Origin of the sequence: Nocardia sp. NPDC050412 (assembly GCF_044458825.1) — a bacterium.
Classification (GTDB): Bacteria; Actinomycetota; Actinomycetes; order Mycobacteriales; family Mycobacteriaceae; genus Nocardia.
Map to the genome: position 1 here is coordinate 1 of NZ_JBITIJ010000011.1, position 18,040 is coordinate 18,040.

General features: G+C 65.8%; 12 protein-coding genes. 8 read left to right on the forward strand and 4 right to left on the reverse strand.

Going from position 1 to position 18,040, the window contains the following annotated elements; translation table 11 throughout:
- Positions 1-124: 124 nt before the first annotated feature.
- Together ACIBI6_RS28045 and ACIBI6_RS28050 are read right to left on the reverse strand one after the other, a co-directional pair.
- Positions 125-997: a helix-turn-helix transcriptional regulator gene (locus ACIBI6_RS28045; RefSeq protein ID WP_364349545.1), complete on the reverse strand. Its 873-nt coding sequence runs from the start codon at positions 995-997 to the stop codon at positions 125-127.
- A gap of 139 nt (positions 998-1,136) precedes the next feature.
- The gene (locus ACIBI6_RS28050; RefSeq protein WP_364349542.1) at positions 1,137-1,766 is read right to left on the reverse strand and encodes a DUF4282 domain-containing protein; all 630 of its coding nucleotides are present in this window, start codon (positions 1,764-1,766) and stop codon (positions 1,137-1,139) included.
- Positions 1,767-2,029: 263 nt separating this feature from the next.
- Here ACIBI6_RS28050 and ACIBI6_RS28055 point away from each other — a divergent pair, with 263 nt between their 5' ends.
- From ACIBI6_RS28055 to ACIBI6_RS28065, 3 genes are all read left to right on the forward strand, one after another.
- Positions 2,030-2,509, forward strand: a complete 480-nt coding sequence (locus ACIBI6_RS28055) for a hypothetical protein (RefSeq protein ID WP_364349539.1) — start codon at positions 2,030-2,032, stop codon at positions 2,507-2,509.
- Positions 2,510-2,672: 163 nt separating this feature from the next.
- Entirely contained in the window at positions 2,673-4,922 is a 2,250-nt protein-coding gene (locus ACIBI6_RS28060) for a molybdopterin-dependent oxidoreductase (protein WP_396958342.1), read from the forward strand.
- A gap of 217 nt (positions 4,923-5,139) precedes the next feature.
- Positions 5,140-5,757 (forward strand): pyridoxamine 5'-phosphate oxidase family protein, encoded by a 618-nt coding sequence (locus ACIBI6_RS28065; protein ID WP_364349533.1) that lies wholly within the window; start codon positions 5,140-5,142, stop codon positions 5,755-5,757.
- A 55-nt stretch (positions 5,758-5,812) separates the two neighbouring features.
- Here ACIBI6_RS28065 and ACIBI6_RS28070 read toward each other — a convergent pair whose 3' ends face one another.
- Positions 5,813-6,268, reverse strand: coding sequence for a GtrA family protein (locus ACIBI6_RS28070; protein ID WP_364349530.1), 456 nt, complete (start codon positions 6,266-6,268; stop codon positions 5,813-5,815).
- Between the two features lie 151 nt (positions 6,269-6,419).
- Here ACIBI6_RS28070 and ACIBI6_RS28075 point away from each other — a divergent pair, with 151 nt between their 5' ends.
- The 5 genes from ACIBI6_RS28075 to ACIBI6_RS28095 all read left to right on the forward strand — a co-directional run bounded on the left by ACIBI6_RS28075 (position 6,420) and on the right by ACIBI6_RS28095 (position 16,803).
- Positions 6,420-7,874, forward strand: coding sequence for an FAD-binding protein (locus ACIBI6_RS28075; RefSeq protein WP_396958343.1), 1,455 nt, complete (start codon positions 6,420-6,422; stop codon positions 7,872-7,874).
- Positions 7,871-8,632, forward strand: a complete 762-nt coding sequence (locus tag ACIBI6_RS28080; protein ID WP_062980951.1) for a decaprenylphospho-beta-D-erythro-pentofuranosid-2-ulose 2-reductase — start codon at positions 7,871-7,873, stop codon at positions 8,630-8,632. Before ACIBI6_RS28075 ends, ACIBI6_RS28080 begins: the two co-directional genes overlap by 4 nt.
- Before the next feature lie 426 nt (positions 8,633-9,058).
- Positions 9,059-11,278 (forward strand): arabinofuranosyltransferase, encoded by a 2,220-nt coding sequence (locus tag ACIBI6_RS28085; protein ID WP_364349562.1) that lies wholly within the window; start codon positions 9,059-9,061, stop codon positions 11,276-11,278.
- A gap of 229 nt (positions 11,279-11,507) precedes the next feature.
- The gene (locus ACIBI6_RS28090; RefSeq protein WP_396958344.1) at positions 11,508-13,349 is read left to right on the forward strand and encodes a glycosyl transferase; all 1,842 of its coding nucleotides are present in this window, start codon (positions 11,508-11,510) and stop codon (positions 13,347-13,349) included.
- A gap of 58 nt (positions 13,350-13,407) precedes the next feature.
- On the forward strand, positions 13,408-16,803 hold the full coding sequence (locus ACIBI6_RS28095) for an arabinosyltransferase domain-containing protein (RefSeq protein ID WP_396958345.1): 3,396 nt from the start codon (positions 13,408-13,410) through the stop codon (positions 16,801-16,803).
- 85 nt (positions 16,804-16,888) lie between these two features.
- On the opposite strand, the gene ACIBI6_RS28100 is transcribed toward ACIBI6_RS28095, so the two are convergent.
- A complete protein-coding gene (locus ACIBI6_RS28100) occupies positions 16,889-17,878 on the reverse strand; it encodes a pyridoxal-phosphate dependent enzyme (RefSeq protein ID WP_396958346.1) in 990 nt (329 codons plus the stop codon).
- Positions 17,879-18,040: the final 162 nt, after the last annotated feature.

Here is an 18,040-nt window from a genome sequence, read left to right on the forward strand (position 1 = left end):
CGACCGTTTCGCGGCCCGAGGCGGTGCCGAGCCGTCTAGGGGCATGCGCCGCAGGCGCGAGTCTCGACGGCTCGGACGCGAGACACCAGGGGGCCGCGAACACGCAGCGCCGAAGGCGCTGCCATTAAACAGAGCCGCGCGCTTCCTCTATGCCTGCGCGCGCATCTACCGCGATCGACTTGATGTTCGCGAAGGCCGTTCGGTAGCGCTCGATTTCGTGATCCTTGTCCAGATATACCGGACCGGTGAACGCCTCGACATAGACCACCGGCGGCTCGCGCAGTTCCGCCCGCGTATCGGCGAATTCGAGTAGTACGAACGGACCCGAATCCATGCCGTCGTGATAGCCGGAGTCCGAGGGCACCAACTGGATTCGCACATTCGGCAGGTCGCACATGCGCCGCAGGTGCGTCAGCTGTTCGACGGTCACCTCGACGCCGCCGACCCGCCGCCACAGCACCGACTCGCTGATCACCACATCCAAATGCAGTGGCGAATCCTTGCGCGTGAGCAACGCCTGCCTGGCCGTACGCAGCTGTACCCGCCGGTCGATTTCGGTCTCGGACGCATCCGGGCGCGCGGACTTCAGTAGCGCGCGGGTGTATGCCTCGGTCTGCAGCAGTCCGGGGATCAGCTCGTTCTCGTAGGTGGCCAGGGCGTGTGCGGCCTCCTCCAGACCGATGTACACCTCGAACCCCTCGGCGATCACATCGCTGTAGCCGGTCCACCATCCCCTGGCCTTGGTCTCCTTGGCCAGTGCGGTCAGCGGTTCGACGAGATCGGTTGGCGCACCGTAGATCTTGCACATGGCCTCGACGTCCAGGCTGCGCAGCGAGGTCTGCCCGGTTTCGATCCGCCAGATCTTGGCCTCGGACCATTCGAGCTGCTGGGCCGCCATCCGAGTGGTCATCCTGGCCCGATTGCGCAGATCACGCAGATGTCGGCCGAGTTGTCTGCGCGGCATGGTCGAGCCGGTCGTGCCCTGCGGTAAAGCCATGGTTCCCCCTCGCGATATCCGAACAGCATTGTTTCACAGTAAATCCGACACGGGCCACGACGAGTGGCCCAGGCACGCCAAAGGCGCAACGGCGACGAATAGGTTCTCGCAGGCGGCGATCCGGCAACTCAGCCCGGTTCTACTTGCGTGCGCCGCGCTTGCGGAAACGCCAGAACTGCACGGCACGAACGTCTTCGGAGAGCTGGTTGACCGGCTCGGCGACGTCCGCGAGCGCCTGGAACAGATCGTCGGCGAGATCGGCGATGTGCTCGACCTTGGTCGCCAGTTTGGACGCGTTCTCCAGGAATTCGAGCAGCAGGCGTACGACGGCCGCGATGGTCAGGCCGAGCGGTATGGCGATCAACGCGGCCAGCACGCCGAGCACCGCGGAGACCTGCCACATCAGCACCGTCAGTGCGATCGGGATGCCGATCGCGAAGGCAAGCCCGAGCATATAGGCAAGGGGCAGTAGCGTCCTGGTCGCCGGACGGTGGAACTGCACGTCGAGCAGGCCGCGGGCGGCATCGGCGGTCCAGGCACGGGGACTTTCGAAGGGTTCGGCCGGTTCGGGCTCCGCCGGGCGCGAGAACCGTTTGGACGCGGTCTCTTTCCAGGCGATCCAGCGTGATTCTGTTTCGAACCCTGCCGATGCCGGCGCGTCGACGCTATTGGCGTCGTCGGCCGCGCCGGTCGAATCGCTTCGTGATGCTGCGTGTCCACCCGTCGCCCGACCGCTCCCCGTCGAATCGCTACCACGATGCTCACTCATATTGCGATCCTTCCCCCAATTCGACGCCCGGCCAATAGGAGTGGGTTCACACAACACGTGCGCCCGCCATGACCCGGGGGCCGATCCCGGAGCCACCGGCACGGCCGATTAAAGGGGTGTCTCGGTGATAGCCGATCACTACCGGGTGAGACGAACCCGACAGTCACCAAGATCTTTTGTACAACCCGTAACGCCCACCCCACCCCGTCCCGATACCACCCACGTATGCAGGACCCAGATCTATCGGGGAATGGAGAAAGACAGTGCGCACCACGTTTCCGACTTCCGCATCGGCGGCAGAGATGACTGCCGCGGCGCAGGACTACATCCAGCGCGGGTGGACGATCGCTGAAACGACCAACGGAATCTGCCTGATCACGGACGAGGATCTGTCGGGTATCGAGATCAGCGGTGAGCTGGCCGGCGAGGTTCGCCGGTTCCTGCGCGCGAACAACCTGACCGGTCCGGTTATCGAGATTCCCGGCGCCGAGCGTCGCGAGATCCACTTGGTCACCGGCCTGCGCAAGGCCGCGATGGCGCTGGAGGCACTGCGCGAGGCGGGAGTCACCGTCTACACCGACGGTGACGGCATCCCGCTGCCGCCCACCCAGCTCACCACCGGCGAGGCTTGCTGGGGCGTGGCTCCCGGCGAGGCGCGCTGGATCCCGCCGGTAGTCGCGATCGGCGCGGCGGTTCGCTCGGCGCTCTCGCGTCGCACGACCGTCAATACCGTCGCCTGCTGAGCTCGTCCACTTAACCGGGCGGGGTCCGCACTGCCCTGACCGACTGAAGACCGGTATCCGTAGGAGTGGATACCGGTCTTTCGTGTTCCGGCTGACGCGGGAAGTTACCGGTCATTGTTGTTTCCTCATGCGCGCAGATCCATCGCGCGCGATGATGGGGGTTATGGCGCAGCTCACTGAAGACTCCCGGACGCTGTTGCGGACCTGCCCGCTATGCGAGGCGGTCTGCGGACTCGAGATCACCCTCGACTCGAACGACCATGTGACCTCGGTTCGTGGGGATCGACAGGATCCGTTCAGCAAGGGATTCATCTGCCCCAAGGGGGCCAGCTTCGGGCATCTCGACGAGGATCCGGACCGGCTGACCGAACCGATGATCCGCGACCGGTCCACCGATACCTGGCGCTGCGCCTCTTGGACCGAGGCATTCGATCTCATCGCCGCACGTTTTCCGGCGATCGTGGCCGAACACGGAAATCAGTCGGCGGCACTGTATCTCGGCAACCCGAACGCGCATACGGTCGCCGGAGCGCTGTATGTGCCGGTGCTGGTTCGCGCCCTCGCCACCAAGAATCTGTTTTCGGCGAGTACCGCCGATCAAATGCCCAAACAGGTGGCGAGCGGGTTGATGTTCGGCGATCCGCTGACCGTGCCGGTGCCGGATCTGGATCGCACCGATTATCTGCTGATGTTGGGGGCGAATCCGCTGGAGTCCAACGGATCGCTGTGCACCGCACCGGATTTCCCGGGCCGGTTGAAGGCGCTGCGCAAGCGCGGCGGCAAATTCGTTGTGGTCGATCCGCGGGAAACGCGGACCGCGAAGCTCGCCGATGAGCATCTGTTCATCCGGCCGGGCAGCGATGCTTATCTGTTGTTCGGTGTCGTGCATACGTTGTTCGAACAAGGTCTGACAGATATTCGGCTGGATGTCGCGGGTCTCGACGAAGTTCGTGCGGCCGCCGCGGATTTCACGCCCGAGGTGGTTTCGGCTCGGACCGGAATTCCCGCCGAGACGGTTATCCGGATCGCGCAGGAGTTGGCGGCGGCGCCGACCGCGGCGGTATATGCGCGCATCGGCACCTGCACCGCCGAATTCGGCACGCTGACCCAGTGGTTGGTCGAGGTGCTCAATGTCCTGACCGGCAACCTGGACTCACCCGGCGGTGCCATGTTCGCCAAGGCTGCGGCGGGTGGTATCCCACGCACCAAGCCGTTCCGGACGGGACGCTGGGCCAGCCGGGTGCGCGAGCTGCCCGAGGCAATGGGCGAACTGCCGGTGGCCACCCTGGCCGATGAGATCACCACACCGGGGGCGGGGCAGGTGCGCGCGCTGGTGACCGTCGCGGGTAATCCGGTGCTGTCCGCGCCGAGTGGGGTCCGGTTGGATACGGCCTTCGCGCAGTTGGACTTCATGGTGAGTGTGGACCGGTATCTGAACGAGACCACCCGGCACGCGGATGTGATCCTGCCGCCACCGCGGCCGACGCAATCGCCGCATTACGACTTCGCGTTGCTGCAGTTCGCGGTTCGCAATTACGCGCGGTACTCGCGGCCGCTGGTCCCACTCGGCGACCGGCCTTCGGAGTCGGAGATCCTGGCCAGGCTCGGTGCGGCGCTCACCGGTAAGCCCGCCGGACCGGAAGCGCTGAGCGGCGTCGATGAACTGATCATCGCGGGCATGCTGCACAAGGCGGGTATACCGGAGCGGCGGCCCGAACTCATCGGGTCCAACAGCACCGAGCAGCGCATCGATCTGATGCTGCGGCTCGGACCGTATGGCGAGTGGAATGCCGGTGCGAGCGACGGCCCCGGAGACGGTAGCCTGCGTGACCACGAAGGGCCCCGGGAACACCGAGATCAATACCGCACGCTGAATCTGCAGGTGCTGCTGGACAATCCACATGGTGTCGATCTCGGACCGCTGCAACCGCGCCTGCCCGGTGTGCTGCGGACGGCGTCCAAGCAGGTGGAATTGGCGCCGCAGCCGCTGCTCGACGATGTCGCGCGGCTGCGGGCCCGGCTCGCCGATGCGGCGCCGGATGTAGTGTTGATCGGCCGGCGGCAACTGCGATCCAACAACAGTTGGATGCACAATATCCCGACACTGGTCAGCGGTTCGAATACCTGCACGCTGCATATCAATCCGGCGGATGTGGCGCGGTTGGGGCTCGGCGATACCGCCGTGGTGAAGTCCGCCGCGGGGACGCTGACGGTACCGCTGGAGCCGACCGAGGCGATCATGCCGGGGGTGGTCAGCTTGCCGCACGGTTGGGGACATACCGACAGCACGCAGACGGTGGCCCGGGCGCATGCCGGGGTGAATGCCAATGTGCTGACCGATGATTCGGTGGTGGATGTGCCGTCCGGAAATGCGGTCTTCAACGGCGTTCCGGTGACCCTGACGCCTGCCTGAGCTGTGCTCGATCTGACCGGTCGCGAACTAAAGAATTCCGGCCGGTCGGATTTCAGCTAACCCGTGGAAACCCTTGCGCTAATTATAGATTCAGTGCATTCTCAACATGGATTTTTGCTGTGTTGCCAGACTAAAATGGACAGGATTTCGGTTTAGTCGCGGGCTCAGCGTCGAACCCGTTGCGGTGTGCCGGATTCCAGCTACCAGAGGGGGCGCCATGCCCGGTACACGTTGTGGCAGTGACGGTGAGCAGGAACTACAGGACAGGTACGGCACGCGGGACCGCGCCGAACGCTTCTACCAAGATCAAGTACTCGATCAACTGAACCCGACGATGATCGAATTCATCGCCAGGATGGATATGGCGTTCATCGCCACCGCGGACAAACACGGCGAATGCGACGCAAGCTTCCGCGCCGGCCTGCCCGGCTTTCTGCATGTGATCGACGAACGCACTCTTGCCTATCCGGAATACCGCGGCAACGGCGTGCACGCCAGCCTCGGCAACATCTTGGAGAACCCGCACGTAGGCATCCTGCTAATCGATTTCGTCCAGGACCTGATCGGACTGCACATCAACGGTTCGGCACGAATCGTCGACGACACCGCGCTGCGCCGCAATGTCCCCGAACTACCCGAGAACCTCAAGGGGCGAGCCGCGCAGCATTGGGTGGTGGTCGATGTGGAAGAGGCCTACATCCACTGCCGCAAACACATCCCGCATCTGGCCCCCGCGGCGCGCGAGCAGCGGGAGTGGGGGACGGACAACATCCGGGCGAAGGGTGGCGACTACTTCGGGGCGAAGGCGGCGCGGGCGGACTTGGTGCCGCGGTGATTCGCTGACGGTTCGTCCGCGGTCGAGGGCTGATGAGCTGCGGCAGGCCGCAGCTTTAGTGGAGTTTGAAGATGACCAGGCGTTGCACGACGAAGTTGATGACCGTGGCGGTGCCCTGGGCGATGACGAAGGCGAGGGGCTGACGCCACCAGTCGCCGGGGAGCGTGGCGTAGAGCACGGCGTTGATGCCGACCTGGACGGCGAAGGTGACGGCGTACAGGAGCACCACGGCGATGAAGCGGGCGCGGCTCGGGGGCGCCTGGAAGGTCCAGCGGCGATTGATCAGGTAGGCGGTGGTGGTGCCCGCGATGAAGCTGATCGATTTCGCGACGCTGACCGGCAGGCCGATGAGGTTCAACAGGAAGCTGTAGATCCCGTAGTCGACGATGGCCGACAGGCCGCCGGTGAGGGTGAAGCGGACGATCTGCGTCTTCAGGTCGACGTCAGTTCCTGCCGGCTCGTCGACCAAGGGCAGTTCGGCCGGGAGCGGGAGGTGGGGTTCGGCTTGCACGCCGACGAGCGTAACGGGATGCCGCGGGACACGCGGGCCGAGCACCGATTGGACGTTTGTCCGGGGGAACGCGACCGTTGTCGGACCTCACATACCGGTGAGTACGGCGACGCCGACCGGATATCGGCTCATGCATGTAGCCTCTATGCCGATGTCCACGAAAGCTCCGACCGCCACCACAACCGGTAACTCCGGCAATGTCACCGACGGCACCTATGCGCTGCCGACGCAGACCAAGGCATTGACCGGGTGGGGTCGCACCGCACCAACATCTTCCGAAGTGCTCTCGACGAGCGATCCCGAACTGATCGCCAAGGCCGTCGCCATGGTCGCCGAGGACAACGACTCCAAGCCGGCCCACCTGCGTCGCGGCATCATCGCGCGCGGGCTCGGCCGCTCCTATGGCGATCACGCGCAGAACGCGGGCGGCCTCGTCGTCGATATGACGGCGCTGAACAATATCCACCGGATCGACCGGGATACCCGGATCGTCGATGTGGACGGCGGCGTCAGCCTGGACCAGCTCATGAAGGCCGCGCTGCCGTTCGGTCTGTGGGTCCCGGTGCTACCTGGTACACGTCAGGTGACGATCGGCGGCGCCATCGCCTCCGATATCCACGGTAAGAACCATCACAGCGAAGGCAGCTTCGGCAACCACGTACGCTCGATCGAGCTGCTCACCGCCGATGGCCAGGTGCAGCACATCACGCCCAAGCGCAATGCCAAGCTGTTCTGGGCGACCGTCGGGGGCAACGGACTCACCGGCATCATCCTGCGCGCGACCATCGAGATGGTGCCGACCGAGACGGCGTACTTCCTCAACGACGGCGTGAAGACCACCACGCTCGACGAGACCATCGCCGCGCACAGCGACGGCAGCGAGGCCAACTACACCTACTCGAGCGCGTGGTTCGACGTGATCAGTCCGCTGCCGAAGCTCGGCCGGGCCACCATCACCCGCGGCCGCCTCGCCAAGGTCGACGAACTACCCAAGCGCCTGCGTAAAAAGCCGCTGAAATTCGATGCGCCGCAACTGATGACGGTGCCCGATATCTTCCCGAACTGGACCATGAACAAGTTCACGCTCCAGGCCATCGGCGAGGCGTACTACGCCATGGGCGGCAACTACATCGGCAAGGTGCAGAATCTGACGCAGTTCTACCACCCGCTCGACATGATCGCGGAGTGGAACCGCGGCTACGGTTCCAACGGATTCCTGCAGTACCAGTTCGTGGTGCCGACCGAGGCAGTCGAGGAGTTCAAGCGGATCATCATCGATATCCAGGCCTCGGGGCACTACTCGGCGCTGAACGTTTTCAAGCTGTTCGGACCGGGTAACCCGGCACCGCTGAGCTTCCCGATGCCGGGCTGGAACATCTGCGTCGACTTCCCGATCAAGCCGGGTCTGAACGAGTTGGTGAGCGAGCTGGACCGCCGCGTCATGGAGTTCGGCGGGCGGCTGTACACCGCGAAGGATTCACGCACCACCGCGGAGACCTTCCACCAGATGTACCCGCGGATCGACGAGTGGATCAAGATCCGCCGGAGCGTCGATCCCACAGGCGTTTTCATGTCCGATATGGCGAGAAGGCTGGAGCTCCAGTGATTAATGCCGTAGGCAACCCGCAGACCATCCTGCTGCTGGGCGGTACCTCGGAGATCGGTTTGGCGATCTGCGCCGAGTACCTGCGCAAAAGTCCGGCGCGCATCATCCTGGCCGCACTGCCCGGTGATCCGCTGCGCGAGGACGCCGTCTCCGAACTGAAGGCGGCCGGTGCGACGCAGGTCGATGTCATCGACTTCGACGCACTCGATACCGAGAGCCATCCGAAGGTGATCGACGCGGCATGGGAAGGCGGCGATGTGGATGTCGCCATCGTCGCGTTCGCCCTGGACGGCGATCCGGAAGAGCTGTGGCAGAACCAGCGCAAGGCCGTGCAGGTCGCCGGAATCAATTACACCGCGGCGGTTTCGGTCGGTGTGCTGGTCGGCGAGAAGATGAAGAAGCAGGGCTTCGGGCGGATCATCGCGATGTCCTCGGTGGCCGGTGAGCGGGTGCGTCGCTCGAACTTCGTCTACGGCTCCACCAAGGCCGGGTTGGACGGCTTCTACCTCGGACTCGGCGAGGCACTGCGCCCGTACGGCCCGCGCGTGCTGGTGATCCGGCCGGGCATGGTGCGGACCAGGTTCTCCGCGCACGTCAAAGAGGCTCCGCTCACCGTCAATAAGGAAGATATCGCGGCGCTGGCGGTTTCGGCGTCGCAGCGGGGCAAGGAGCTCGTCTGGGCGCCCGGTACCTTCCGCTTCGTGATGATGATCCTGCGCCACATCCCGCGCCCGATCTTCCGCAAGCTGCCCATCTGATTTCCCCGAGCCGCACTTCGTCGACCGCGTCCCGTTGCGCGGCACGAGTGCGGCTCGTTCATATCCGCGATGCGATCCGGTCGATACCATCGACCCGGCTCCACGGCATGACGCCGAACTGATGCGGCCCATCCGCGACCCCCGAAGTTCGGCCCTGCTCCTGCGCAGGCGGACGACGTGGCAGGTTCGGAGCCGAGCTGATCATGGTCGACCTGGATACGGAGGCTTGGTGCGAGTGAGCGACTACCTGCGGACAACTCGCCGCCGGATCCCCGGCGATCAGCGCCGTGCGAGGCTTTGCCGACGGCCGGGCGGCGTCGGCACGACAGGTGTCGCGGACCGCGCATCGCTGGGCTTCGGCATCGCCCGACTGGCCGCAGACCCGGCGCACCGCATCGAAGATGGAGGACTCCGTTGAGCACCGTAATGACAGAGCGCTCCGGGGAGTCGGTGCCGACGCGCGGACGGGGAACCCTATTGATCCGGCATATCGGCTCCGGGGTGGGCGAAGCGGTGCTGGCCGCAGCGGTCGCGGCCGTGGTGGCTGCCGTTGGGCTGGTGGCGTTTTCGATGGTGCAGTGGCCCGCATTCAACTCGTCCAATGTGACGAGGTCGTTGACCACGGTCGGACAGGTCGGGGCCGCCGTGCTGCTCGGCGTGGCGATCTGGCTGGTGCGGACGCGGCGGTGGCCGTGGCTGGCGAAACTGCTGTCCTGGATCGGGATTTCAACGTTCGTCACGGTGACGTTGGGGATGCCGCTGGCGGCGACCAAGCTGTACCTGTTCGGCGTTTCGGTGGATCAGGAGTTCCGCACCGAATATCTGACACGGCTCACCGATAGCGCTGCGCTGCACGATATGACCTACGCCGACCTGCCGCCGTTCTATCCAGCCGGCTGGTTCTGGATCGGCGGTCGGGTGGCGAATGTGCTCGGGATGGACGGCTGGGAGGCGTTCAAGCCGTACGCCATCGGGTCGCTCACGGTGGTCGCGGTTATCGCACTCGTATTGTGGTCCAAGCTGATTCGCCCCGACTGGGCGATCGGGGTCAGTGCCGCGACGACCGCGGTGACGGTGGCCTATGCCGCGCCGGAGGCCTACAGCGCGGTTATCGTGCTGCTGCTGCCGCCCGCGTTGATTCTCGCGTGGGGTGCGCTGTACCGGCCGCTCGAGCGGTCGGCTACTTCCGCGGGTACTGCGGCATCGAGCGGAGCTGGCGCGTCAGGGGATGCAGCAGCCTCAGCTGGCGCCAGCGGAGCGGACAGTGGTGCGGCAGTCGGCACCGCTACCTCAGATGCCGCCAATTCAGCCAATGCCACCACCTCGGGCGCTGCCGCCACCTCAGGCCCTGCCGTCGCCTCTGGTGACGAAGCCGCAGCGGGCGGCGGCGCGGCGGCAGTCGGCACCGCTGCGGCCAGCGGAGCCGAAACGGCAGGGGGCTGGGGCGCGGTTATCGGGGCCGGACTGTTCCTTGGGATGGCGGCGTCGTTCTACACGTTGTATTTCGCGGTGGCGGCATTCGCTGTCGCGCTGATGGGGCTGCTTTCGGCGGGGCTCGCGGTGCGGGCACAGCGGGTGGCGAACCGAGCGCAACGCGGCGGGGCGGGTGCGGTGTGGCGGGCGGTTGTGCCGCCGCTGGTTCGGCTGGTTGTCATCGCGGCGATCGCGGGCCTGGTGGCACTGGTCGTCTGGCTGCCGTTCGTATTGAAGATGCTCAGCGGGACGATGCCGAGTTCGGGGACGGCATTCCACTATCTGCCCGAAGGCGGGGCGCAATTGCCGTTGCCGATGGCGGAGTTCTCGCTTTCCGGGGCGTTCTTCCTGCTCGGGACGGTGTGGCTGGTGCTGCGGGTGGCGTCGTCGCGGCGGGCGCAGGCGCTCGGGATCGGCGTGGTGGCGATCTACCTGTGGTGTCTGCTGTCGATGACGGCGACCGCGGCGGGTACGACCCTGCTCTCCTTCCGGTTGACGCCCGTGCTCGAAGTGCTGCTGGCGGCAGCCGGAGCATTCGGCTTCGTCGAGGGTGCGCGGGCGGCCTACCAGGCATTCAATGAGCCGGGGCGATTCAAGTTCGCCGTTGTGGTGGTCGCCACAGTCGGCGCGCTCGCGTTCACTCAGGACATTCCACAGGTGCTGAAGCCGGAGATCACCACCGCCTATACCGATACCGATACCAACGGTGAGCGCGCCGACAAGCGCGCACCAGGCGCGGCGTCGTACTACCGCGAAATCGATGCGGCACTACTCGCACAGACCGGCCGCCCCCGCTCGGATTCAGTGGTCCTCACGGCCGACACCAGCTTCCTGTCCTTCTACCCGTACTACGGCTTCCAGGCGCTCACCTCGCACTATGCGAACCCCTTGGCCGATTTCGCGGGCCGCGCCGCCACCATCGAGTCGTGGAGCAAGCTGAACTCCTCCGCCGCCCTGGTGGACGCACTCGGCAAGAGCCCGTGGCGCGCACCGGACGCCTTCCTCTTCCGCAGCAGCGACGACGCCTACACCCTGCGCCTGGCCAAGGACGTCTACCCGAACGACCCCAATGTGAAGCGTTACACCGTGAGCTTCCCCAAGGAGCTCTTCGCGGACCCGCACTTCACCACGACCAATATCGGCCCCTTCACCTTGGTCGTCGTCAATCGCTGACTCCGTCCCCCGACTCATCGGCGCGGCCGGTGTGCTCGCTCGACGCATGATTTCGCGAGGATATGGGTAACTTCGTCGGGTACCGGCTAACCCAGCCAGCCCCTGACCGGCAGCCGCCAATGGCACTCGAGTCCGGGTCTGAAGGCACGGGAGAGGCGGGGCAGTTCACAGGGAATTCGGTTACGGTGGATCGCTGATCTGACTGACCATTGACTGGGAGAAGTTTGTTTTGCGGGTCGAGGCACCACCGGCAGTAGGCGTCGTCACAAGGGGATCGACACCGGCTGGCGAGGCCAGACCCGAGCAGCGCACCGCCAAGCGGAGACGGATTCGGGTCAACCGGAGTGATCTGGTCGCCTCGGTGACCTATCTCGCATCGGCCGTCACGGTGCTATCGGGACAGTGGCGCGATACACACAGCGGGTACCTGATCAAGAGCGGTCAGGACCAGACCATGTGGGAGTGGTTCTTCGCGGTCACCGCGCATTCGGTGGCACATCTACACAATCCGCTCGGCACGAATCTGCAGAACTTCCCGGCCGGGGTGAACATGATGGCCAATACGGCCATGTTCGGGGTCGGGGTGCCGTTGACACCGGTCACCCTGCTGTTCGGTCCGACCGTCACCTTCGTGCTCGTCCTCACCCTCGGCTTGGCCTCCACCGCGTTCGCCTGGTACTGGCTGTTCTCCCGGGAATTGGTGCAGTCTCGGCTGGCCGCCGGGATCGGCGGCCTGTTCTGCGGTTTCGCGCCCGCGATGATCTCCCATGCCAACGCCCACCCGAATTTCGTGCTGCTGGCCCTGCTTCCGGTCATCGCACTGCTGTTGATCCGCATCGCGCGACGTGCGACAGCTGCGGATACGACCGGGCCGCGCAGGCGAGTTCGCGATGCCGTCGCACTTGCCCTGCTGGTAGCGACGCAGATCGCGCTCGGCGAGGAACCGCTGCTGATCTTCGCGCTCGCCTTCGGACTATTCGGTGTCGTGTACTACCTGCGCACCCCGCGCGCCGGCTGGCAGGTTGTGCGGGCGCTCGCCCCGACCGTCGGATCGGCGGCGGTGATCACCTTGATGCTCACCGAAATTCCGCTGTGGTGGCAGTTCTTCGGACCGCAGAGTTATCGCTCGATCGACCACGGGCCGATGGGCAACGACCTGAAGGCCATCGTGCAGTTCCCCGCCGAATCACTCGGCGGCATGTTCGCGCCCGGCCAGTACGTGGCCATCAACGACACCGAGCAGAACGCCTATTTCGGCTGGCCACTGCTGCTGTTGCTGCTCGTCACGGTGGCACTGCTGTGGCGCGATCGGGTGGTCCGCGCCGCGGCCGCGGTGATGGTGGTCTTCGGGGTGCTGTCGCTGGGTGCGGTGGCCATGTTCGGCAAGCAGTCGACCGGGATCGAATTGCCTTGGCGCTGGGCCGAAAAGATCCCGCTGCTCAATACCGTGCTGGAGACCCGGCTGACCATGGCCGCGATTCCGGCCATCGCGGCGGTGCTGGCCTTGGCGACCCAGCGGGCGGTCACCTGGTGGCGGCAGTCGCCGGTCGACTGGCGCCCGCTCGCCTGGTTCCCGACACTCGCCCTGGCCCTGGTTCCGCTTATTCCGACTGTCCTTCCGGTGGTCGAGCGCGCGCCGACGCCGGAATTCTTCGCCGAGGGGACGGTAAAGCAGTACGTGAGCGGCGGTTCGGTGGTTCTGGTGCCGCCGCCGCGCCCCGCCGGGGCGGTGGCCTTGCGCTGGCAGGCCGACGCCGGTTTCGATTTCCCGCTCGCCGGAGGCTATTTCGTCGGCCCCACCGGCGCGAACAAGAAGGGCATCTACGGACCGGACTTCCGCCCGACCACCGCCCTGCTCGTCGGTGCACTGGACACCGGTGTCGTCCCACCCATCGACGCCGACACCCGCGCGCAGGCACTCGACGATCTGCGCTTCTGGCAGGCCGACGTGGTGGTCCTGCCCGCGACCAAGAACTCCGAGGCGCTACGTACCACCGTGACGCAACTGCTCGATATGGCGCCGCGCCAGGTCGATGACGTGTGGCTCTGGGACGTCCGGCCGCTGCGGTAGCACCGTGGATCATCTCGGTGGCGAGCGTCACCGATGCGGGTGGCTAGCATGGTCCCTCGTGCGACCGGACCGAACTTCTGCAGCGTTCACCCGCAACCGCCTGATCGCCCTCGTCTCCGGGTTGCTCGGATTCGTATTGGCACTGTTGACGCCGTTGCTTCCGGTGAAACAGGATCAGGCCGCGCTCGACTGGCCCCAGGCGGGCAGTGCAAGTGTCGAAGCGCCGCTGGTTTCCTATGTGCCGCTGCGACTGGATGCGACGCTGCCGTGCTCGGTTTTGACCGCGGCGGGATCAGGCACGGTGCTGTCGACCATTCCGCACGCCTCGAGTCAGGCCAGCGCGAAGGGACTGATCGTCTCGATCACCGACGGCACGCTCGCGGTGCTGCAGCGTGATGTGCCGCTGCTGTCCGCGCCGGTCGCGGAAATCACCGGGTGCGAGTCCGTCACCATCAGTACGACGGCGGCCGCGACGTCGGTCGAATTCGTCGGTGCGAAGCGGCAGGACGGTACGCCCTTCCGCAACACCATCACCCGCGATATCCGCCCGCAGGTGGTCGGCGTCTACACCGATCTGGATGCCACGAAGCTCGACGGCGCGAAGCTGCACGCCGATATCGATTCCCGCTTCTCCTCGACTCCGTCCGCGCTGAAGCTCGGTGCGATGATCGTCGCGGCGATCTGCACGATCATCGCGCTGGTCGCATTGCACCTGCTCGACAATGCCGACGGTCGCCGGGCGCGCCGGTTCCTGCCCGCGCATTGGTGGCGGTTCACCCTCGCCGATGCGGCGATACTCGGCATCCTGGTGCTGTGGCATTTCATCGGCGCGAATACCTCCGACGACGGCTACATCCTGAATATGGCTCGCGTCTCGGAGCATTCCGGGTACATGGCCAACTACTACCGTTGGTTCGCGGTGCCCGAGGCGCCGTTCGGCTGGTCCTACGAGGTGCTCGCCTGGATGACCAAGGTCTCCGACGCCAGCCCATGGATGCGGCTTCCCACACTGGCCGCCGGAATCGTGTGCTGGATGGTGATCAGCCGAGAGGTGCTGCCGCGCTTGGGCGCGCGGGTGCGCAGGCACAGGGTGGCACTGTGGACGGCCGGTCTGGTCTTCCTCGCCTTCTGGCTGCCCTATGACAACGGGTTGCGGCCCGAACCGCTTATCGCCGCGGGTGCGCTGCTGACCTGGTGCTCGATCGAACGGGCCATCGCGACCGGACGGCTGCTGCCCGCCGCGGTCGGTGTGCTGATCGCCGCGTTCTCGCTGGCTGCCGGTCCCACAGGGTTGATCTGCGTGGCGGCGCTGATCGCGGGTTCGCGGCCGGTGCTGCAGATCATTATTCGGCGGGCGCGTGATGCGGCGGGCACGCTGGCGGCACCGGATGCTGAGCGCGCCGGGCACCGGCCCCAGCCGGTTTCCGCAAGCAGCGCGAATTCGGTTGGGAGCGAAGGCGGATCGGATGCCGAGCAACAGACGGCCGTCGCTCTTCAGCGAGACCACAGTACGTCGCGCCTGGCCACTGTCTTCCGTTATGCGGCGCTGCTGGCACCTGGGCTAGCCGCGGGAACTCTCGTGCTGATCGTGGTTTTCGCCGATCAGACGCTGGCGACGGTCATGGAAGCCACCCGGGTGCGCACCCTCGTCGGGCCGAATGTGGCCTGGTTCGACGAGCGGACGCGGTGGGATTCGCTGCTGATGCTCTCGCCTGACGGGTCGCTGGCGCGGCGGTTCGGTGTGCTGGTCATGCTGCTGTGCCTGCTGGTGTGTGTGCTGCAGGTGCTGCGCAAGGGGCGGATCCCGGGGACCTCGCGTGGACCGTCGGTGCGGATTCTGGGCATCGTCTTCGCCTCACTGCTGCTGATGATGTTCACGCCGACCAAATGGACCCACCACTTCGGTGTTTACGCCGGGCTGGCCGGGTCGCTGGCGGCGCTGGCGGCGGTTGCGGTGGGCACCAATGGGATTCGCTCGCCACGCAACCGGGCACTGTTCGCGGCGGCCGTGCTGTTCCTGCTGGCGATCACGTTCACCGGATCCAATGGTTGGTGGTACGTATCCAGTTACGGTGTGCCGTGGTGGGACAAGGCGCCGCTGGTCGCGGGTAAGGGCCTGTCCACGCTGTTCCTCGGGCTCAGCGGAGTGGCGCTGATCGTCGCGGTGTGGCTGCACTATCGCGAGCCGTACCGCGAGAAGACCGATGCGCCACGCCATTTCGAGCGTTACGCCTCCGCGCCGTTGACGATCGCGGCGGCGCTACTCGTGCTGTTCGAGGTGGCGTCGCTGGCCAAGGCGGCGGTCACGCAGTACCCGGCGTACTCGATCGCCAAGTCGAATCTCGAATCGCTGAGCGGCAATACCTGTGCACTCGCCAACGAGGTGCTGGTGGAGACCGATACCGCGAATTCGCTGCTGCTTCCCTACACCGGCTCCCCCGCCGACGGATTGTCCGCGGAATCGAAGGGATTCACGCCCAACGGCGTGGCCGCCGACCTCACCGCCGATGCCGAGGAAACGGTCACCGGCGGTGCGAATTCGGTGAACAAGGATTCGAAGAACAAGACCACCAATACAACCGGTGCGGGCACCGGCGGCGGCAGCAGTCAGCAGGCCGGAATCAACGGCAGCACAGTGTCATTGCCGTTCGGCCTGGATTCGGCACGAACCCCGATCATGGGCAGCTACCAGGAGGGGGCCGATCAGCAGCAGGCCGAACTCACCTCGCAGTGGTACCGCCTCGATCTGACCGACAGCATGCGCAATGATCCGGCCTACCAGGTGCTCGCCATTACCGCGGCGGGCCGGATCCGCTCGGTCGACGCCGACGGTGTGCTCACCTACGGGCAGGAGCTGCACCTGGAGTACGGCGTGCGCGCAGCGGACGGCGAGGTGCAGACGCTCGGTTCGGTGGATCCGCTCGATATCGGCCCCGCACCGTCCTGGCGCAATCTCCGTGTGCCACTGGACAAGTTGCCCGCCGGAGTGAATGCGGTGCGTTTGGTCGCGGTCGACAACGACATCACCCAGAAGCAGTGGTTGGCCATCACCCCGCCCCGGCTGCCGCATCTGGCCACGCTGAATTCCGTTGTCGGCGAAACCGCTCCGGTCCTGCTGGATTGGCACGTCGGCCTGGCATTCCCCTGCCAGCGCCCGTTCGACCACCACGACGGCGTCGCCGAGGTCCCCAAGTGGCGGATCCTGCCCGACCGCGTCGGCTCCGATGCCTCCAACGCCTGGCAGGACGATATCGGCGGCGGCCCCCTCGGCTGGACCGGTCTACTCCTGAAATCCCAGACCATCCCCACCTACCTCGGCCACAACTGGACCCGAGACTGGGGCTCCCTGGAACAATTCACCCCCTACGACACCACCGCCACCCCCGCGACCATCGCCACCACCGTGAAATCCATCAACGGCTGGAAGAAATCGGACCCGATCCGAGCCCGATAGCCCACTACGCGAAGGGCATTCCAGGGCTAGGGGATGAGAACTTCCGGTCCGACCTGCTCGCTCGCCGGGGCCCGCGACGGATCGATCAGCCGACTAGGTCGCTGGGATCGGTATTGGCTCCACACAGCACGACACCGATTCGTTCACCGTCGCGTGGCTGGTATGCCCGGGTTGCCAGCGCCGCCAAGCCGGTCGCCGAGCCGTGTTCGACGACGAGTCGATACCGCTCCCACAGCTGCCGCCGCGCCCGTACGATCGCTTCGTCGTCGACGACTACCGAGCGCACGTCTGTGGCCTTGGCCCAGGCCAGCGCGGCAGCGGAAACCCTTGGCGCGCCGAGAGAATCGGCCGCGATGGAATCCACGTCCACGTCGAGCACCGTATCGGCAGCCAATGCGGCATTGAGCGCCCGGCTGCCATCGGGTTCCGTGCCGACCACCCGAATGCCGAAATGGTCGGCGACCGCGGCGATTCCGGAGAACATGCCGCCCGCGCCAACCGCGAGGACGATTGTGTCCAACCCAGCAACCGCGTCAACGAATTCGAGCAGAATGGTGCCAGCGCCAGCCGAGGTCAGGGTGTCGTCGTAGGTGTAGGCGTCGATCGCACCGGTGCCGGCCATGAACTCGTGGGCGGATTCCCTTGCGTGGTCCTGCGTTTCGCCTGACAACCGAACCTCAGCGCCCAAAGCACGCAGCCGCGCCACCTTGGCCCGACGCGTTGAACCGGCCAGGAAGACCGTCGCCGGCACGTCGAATACCCTTGCCGCCCAAGCGAATCCGATATCAGCATTGGCGCCGGTAGCGGACACGATACCGGCATCCGGCATGGTCCCGTTTTCGATCAGTCCCGCCATCAGGTTGGCCGCGCCGCGAGCCTTGAAAGATCCAGTGTGCTGCAGGAATTCGAGTCCCAGGAAAATCTCGGCGCCGCCCGTCTCGGTCGACGGCCGGAGGGAGCCGGCCGCCTGCTCGTCATCCGATTGCCTGCCCATCGGCGCGATGGTCAAGGGCCGCACTATACCGGCAATACGGTCGGCGGCCGCCTCGACCTCACCAAAGGTAGGAGTGCGCATCCGACGGTTCTCCTCATCGATCACAGGTTTCCGTCGACGCCGCCAGGTCCGGCAAGACCCGGCATGATCGCACATGCCCCCATCTCAATACCGTCCGGTACTTTAATCGCAGCTAGCCGAGTCGGCACTGTGAGCCTCGAACCGCCGACGCACACCGCCCTC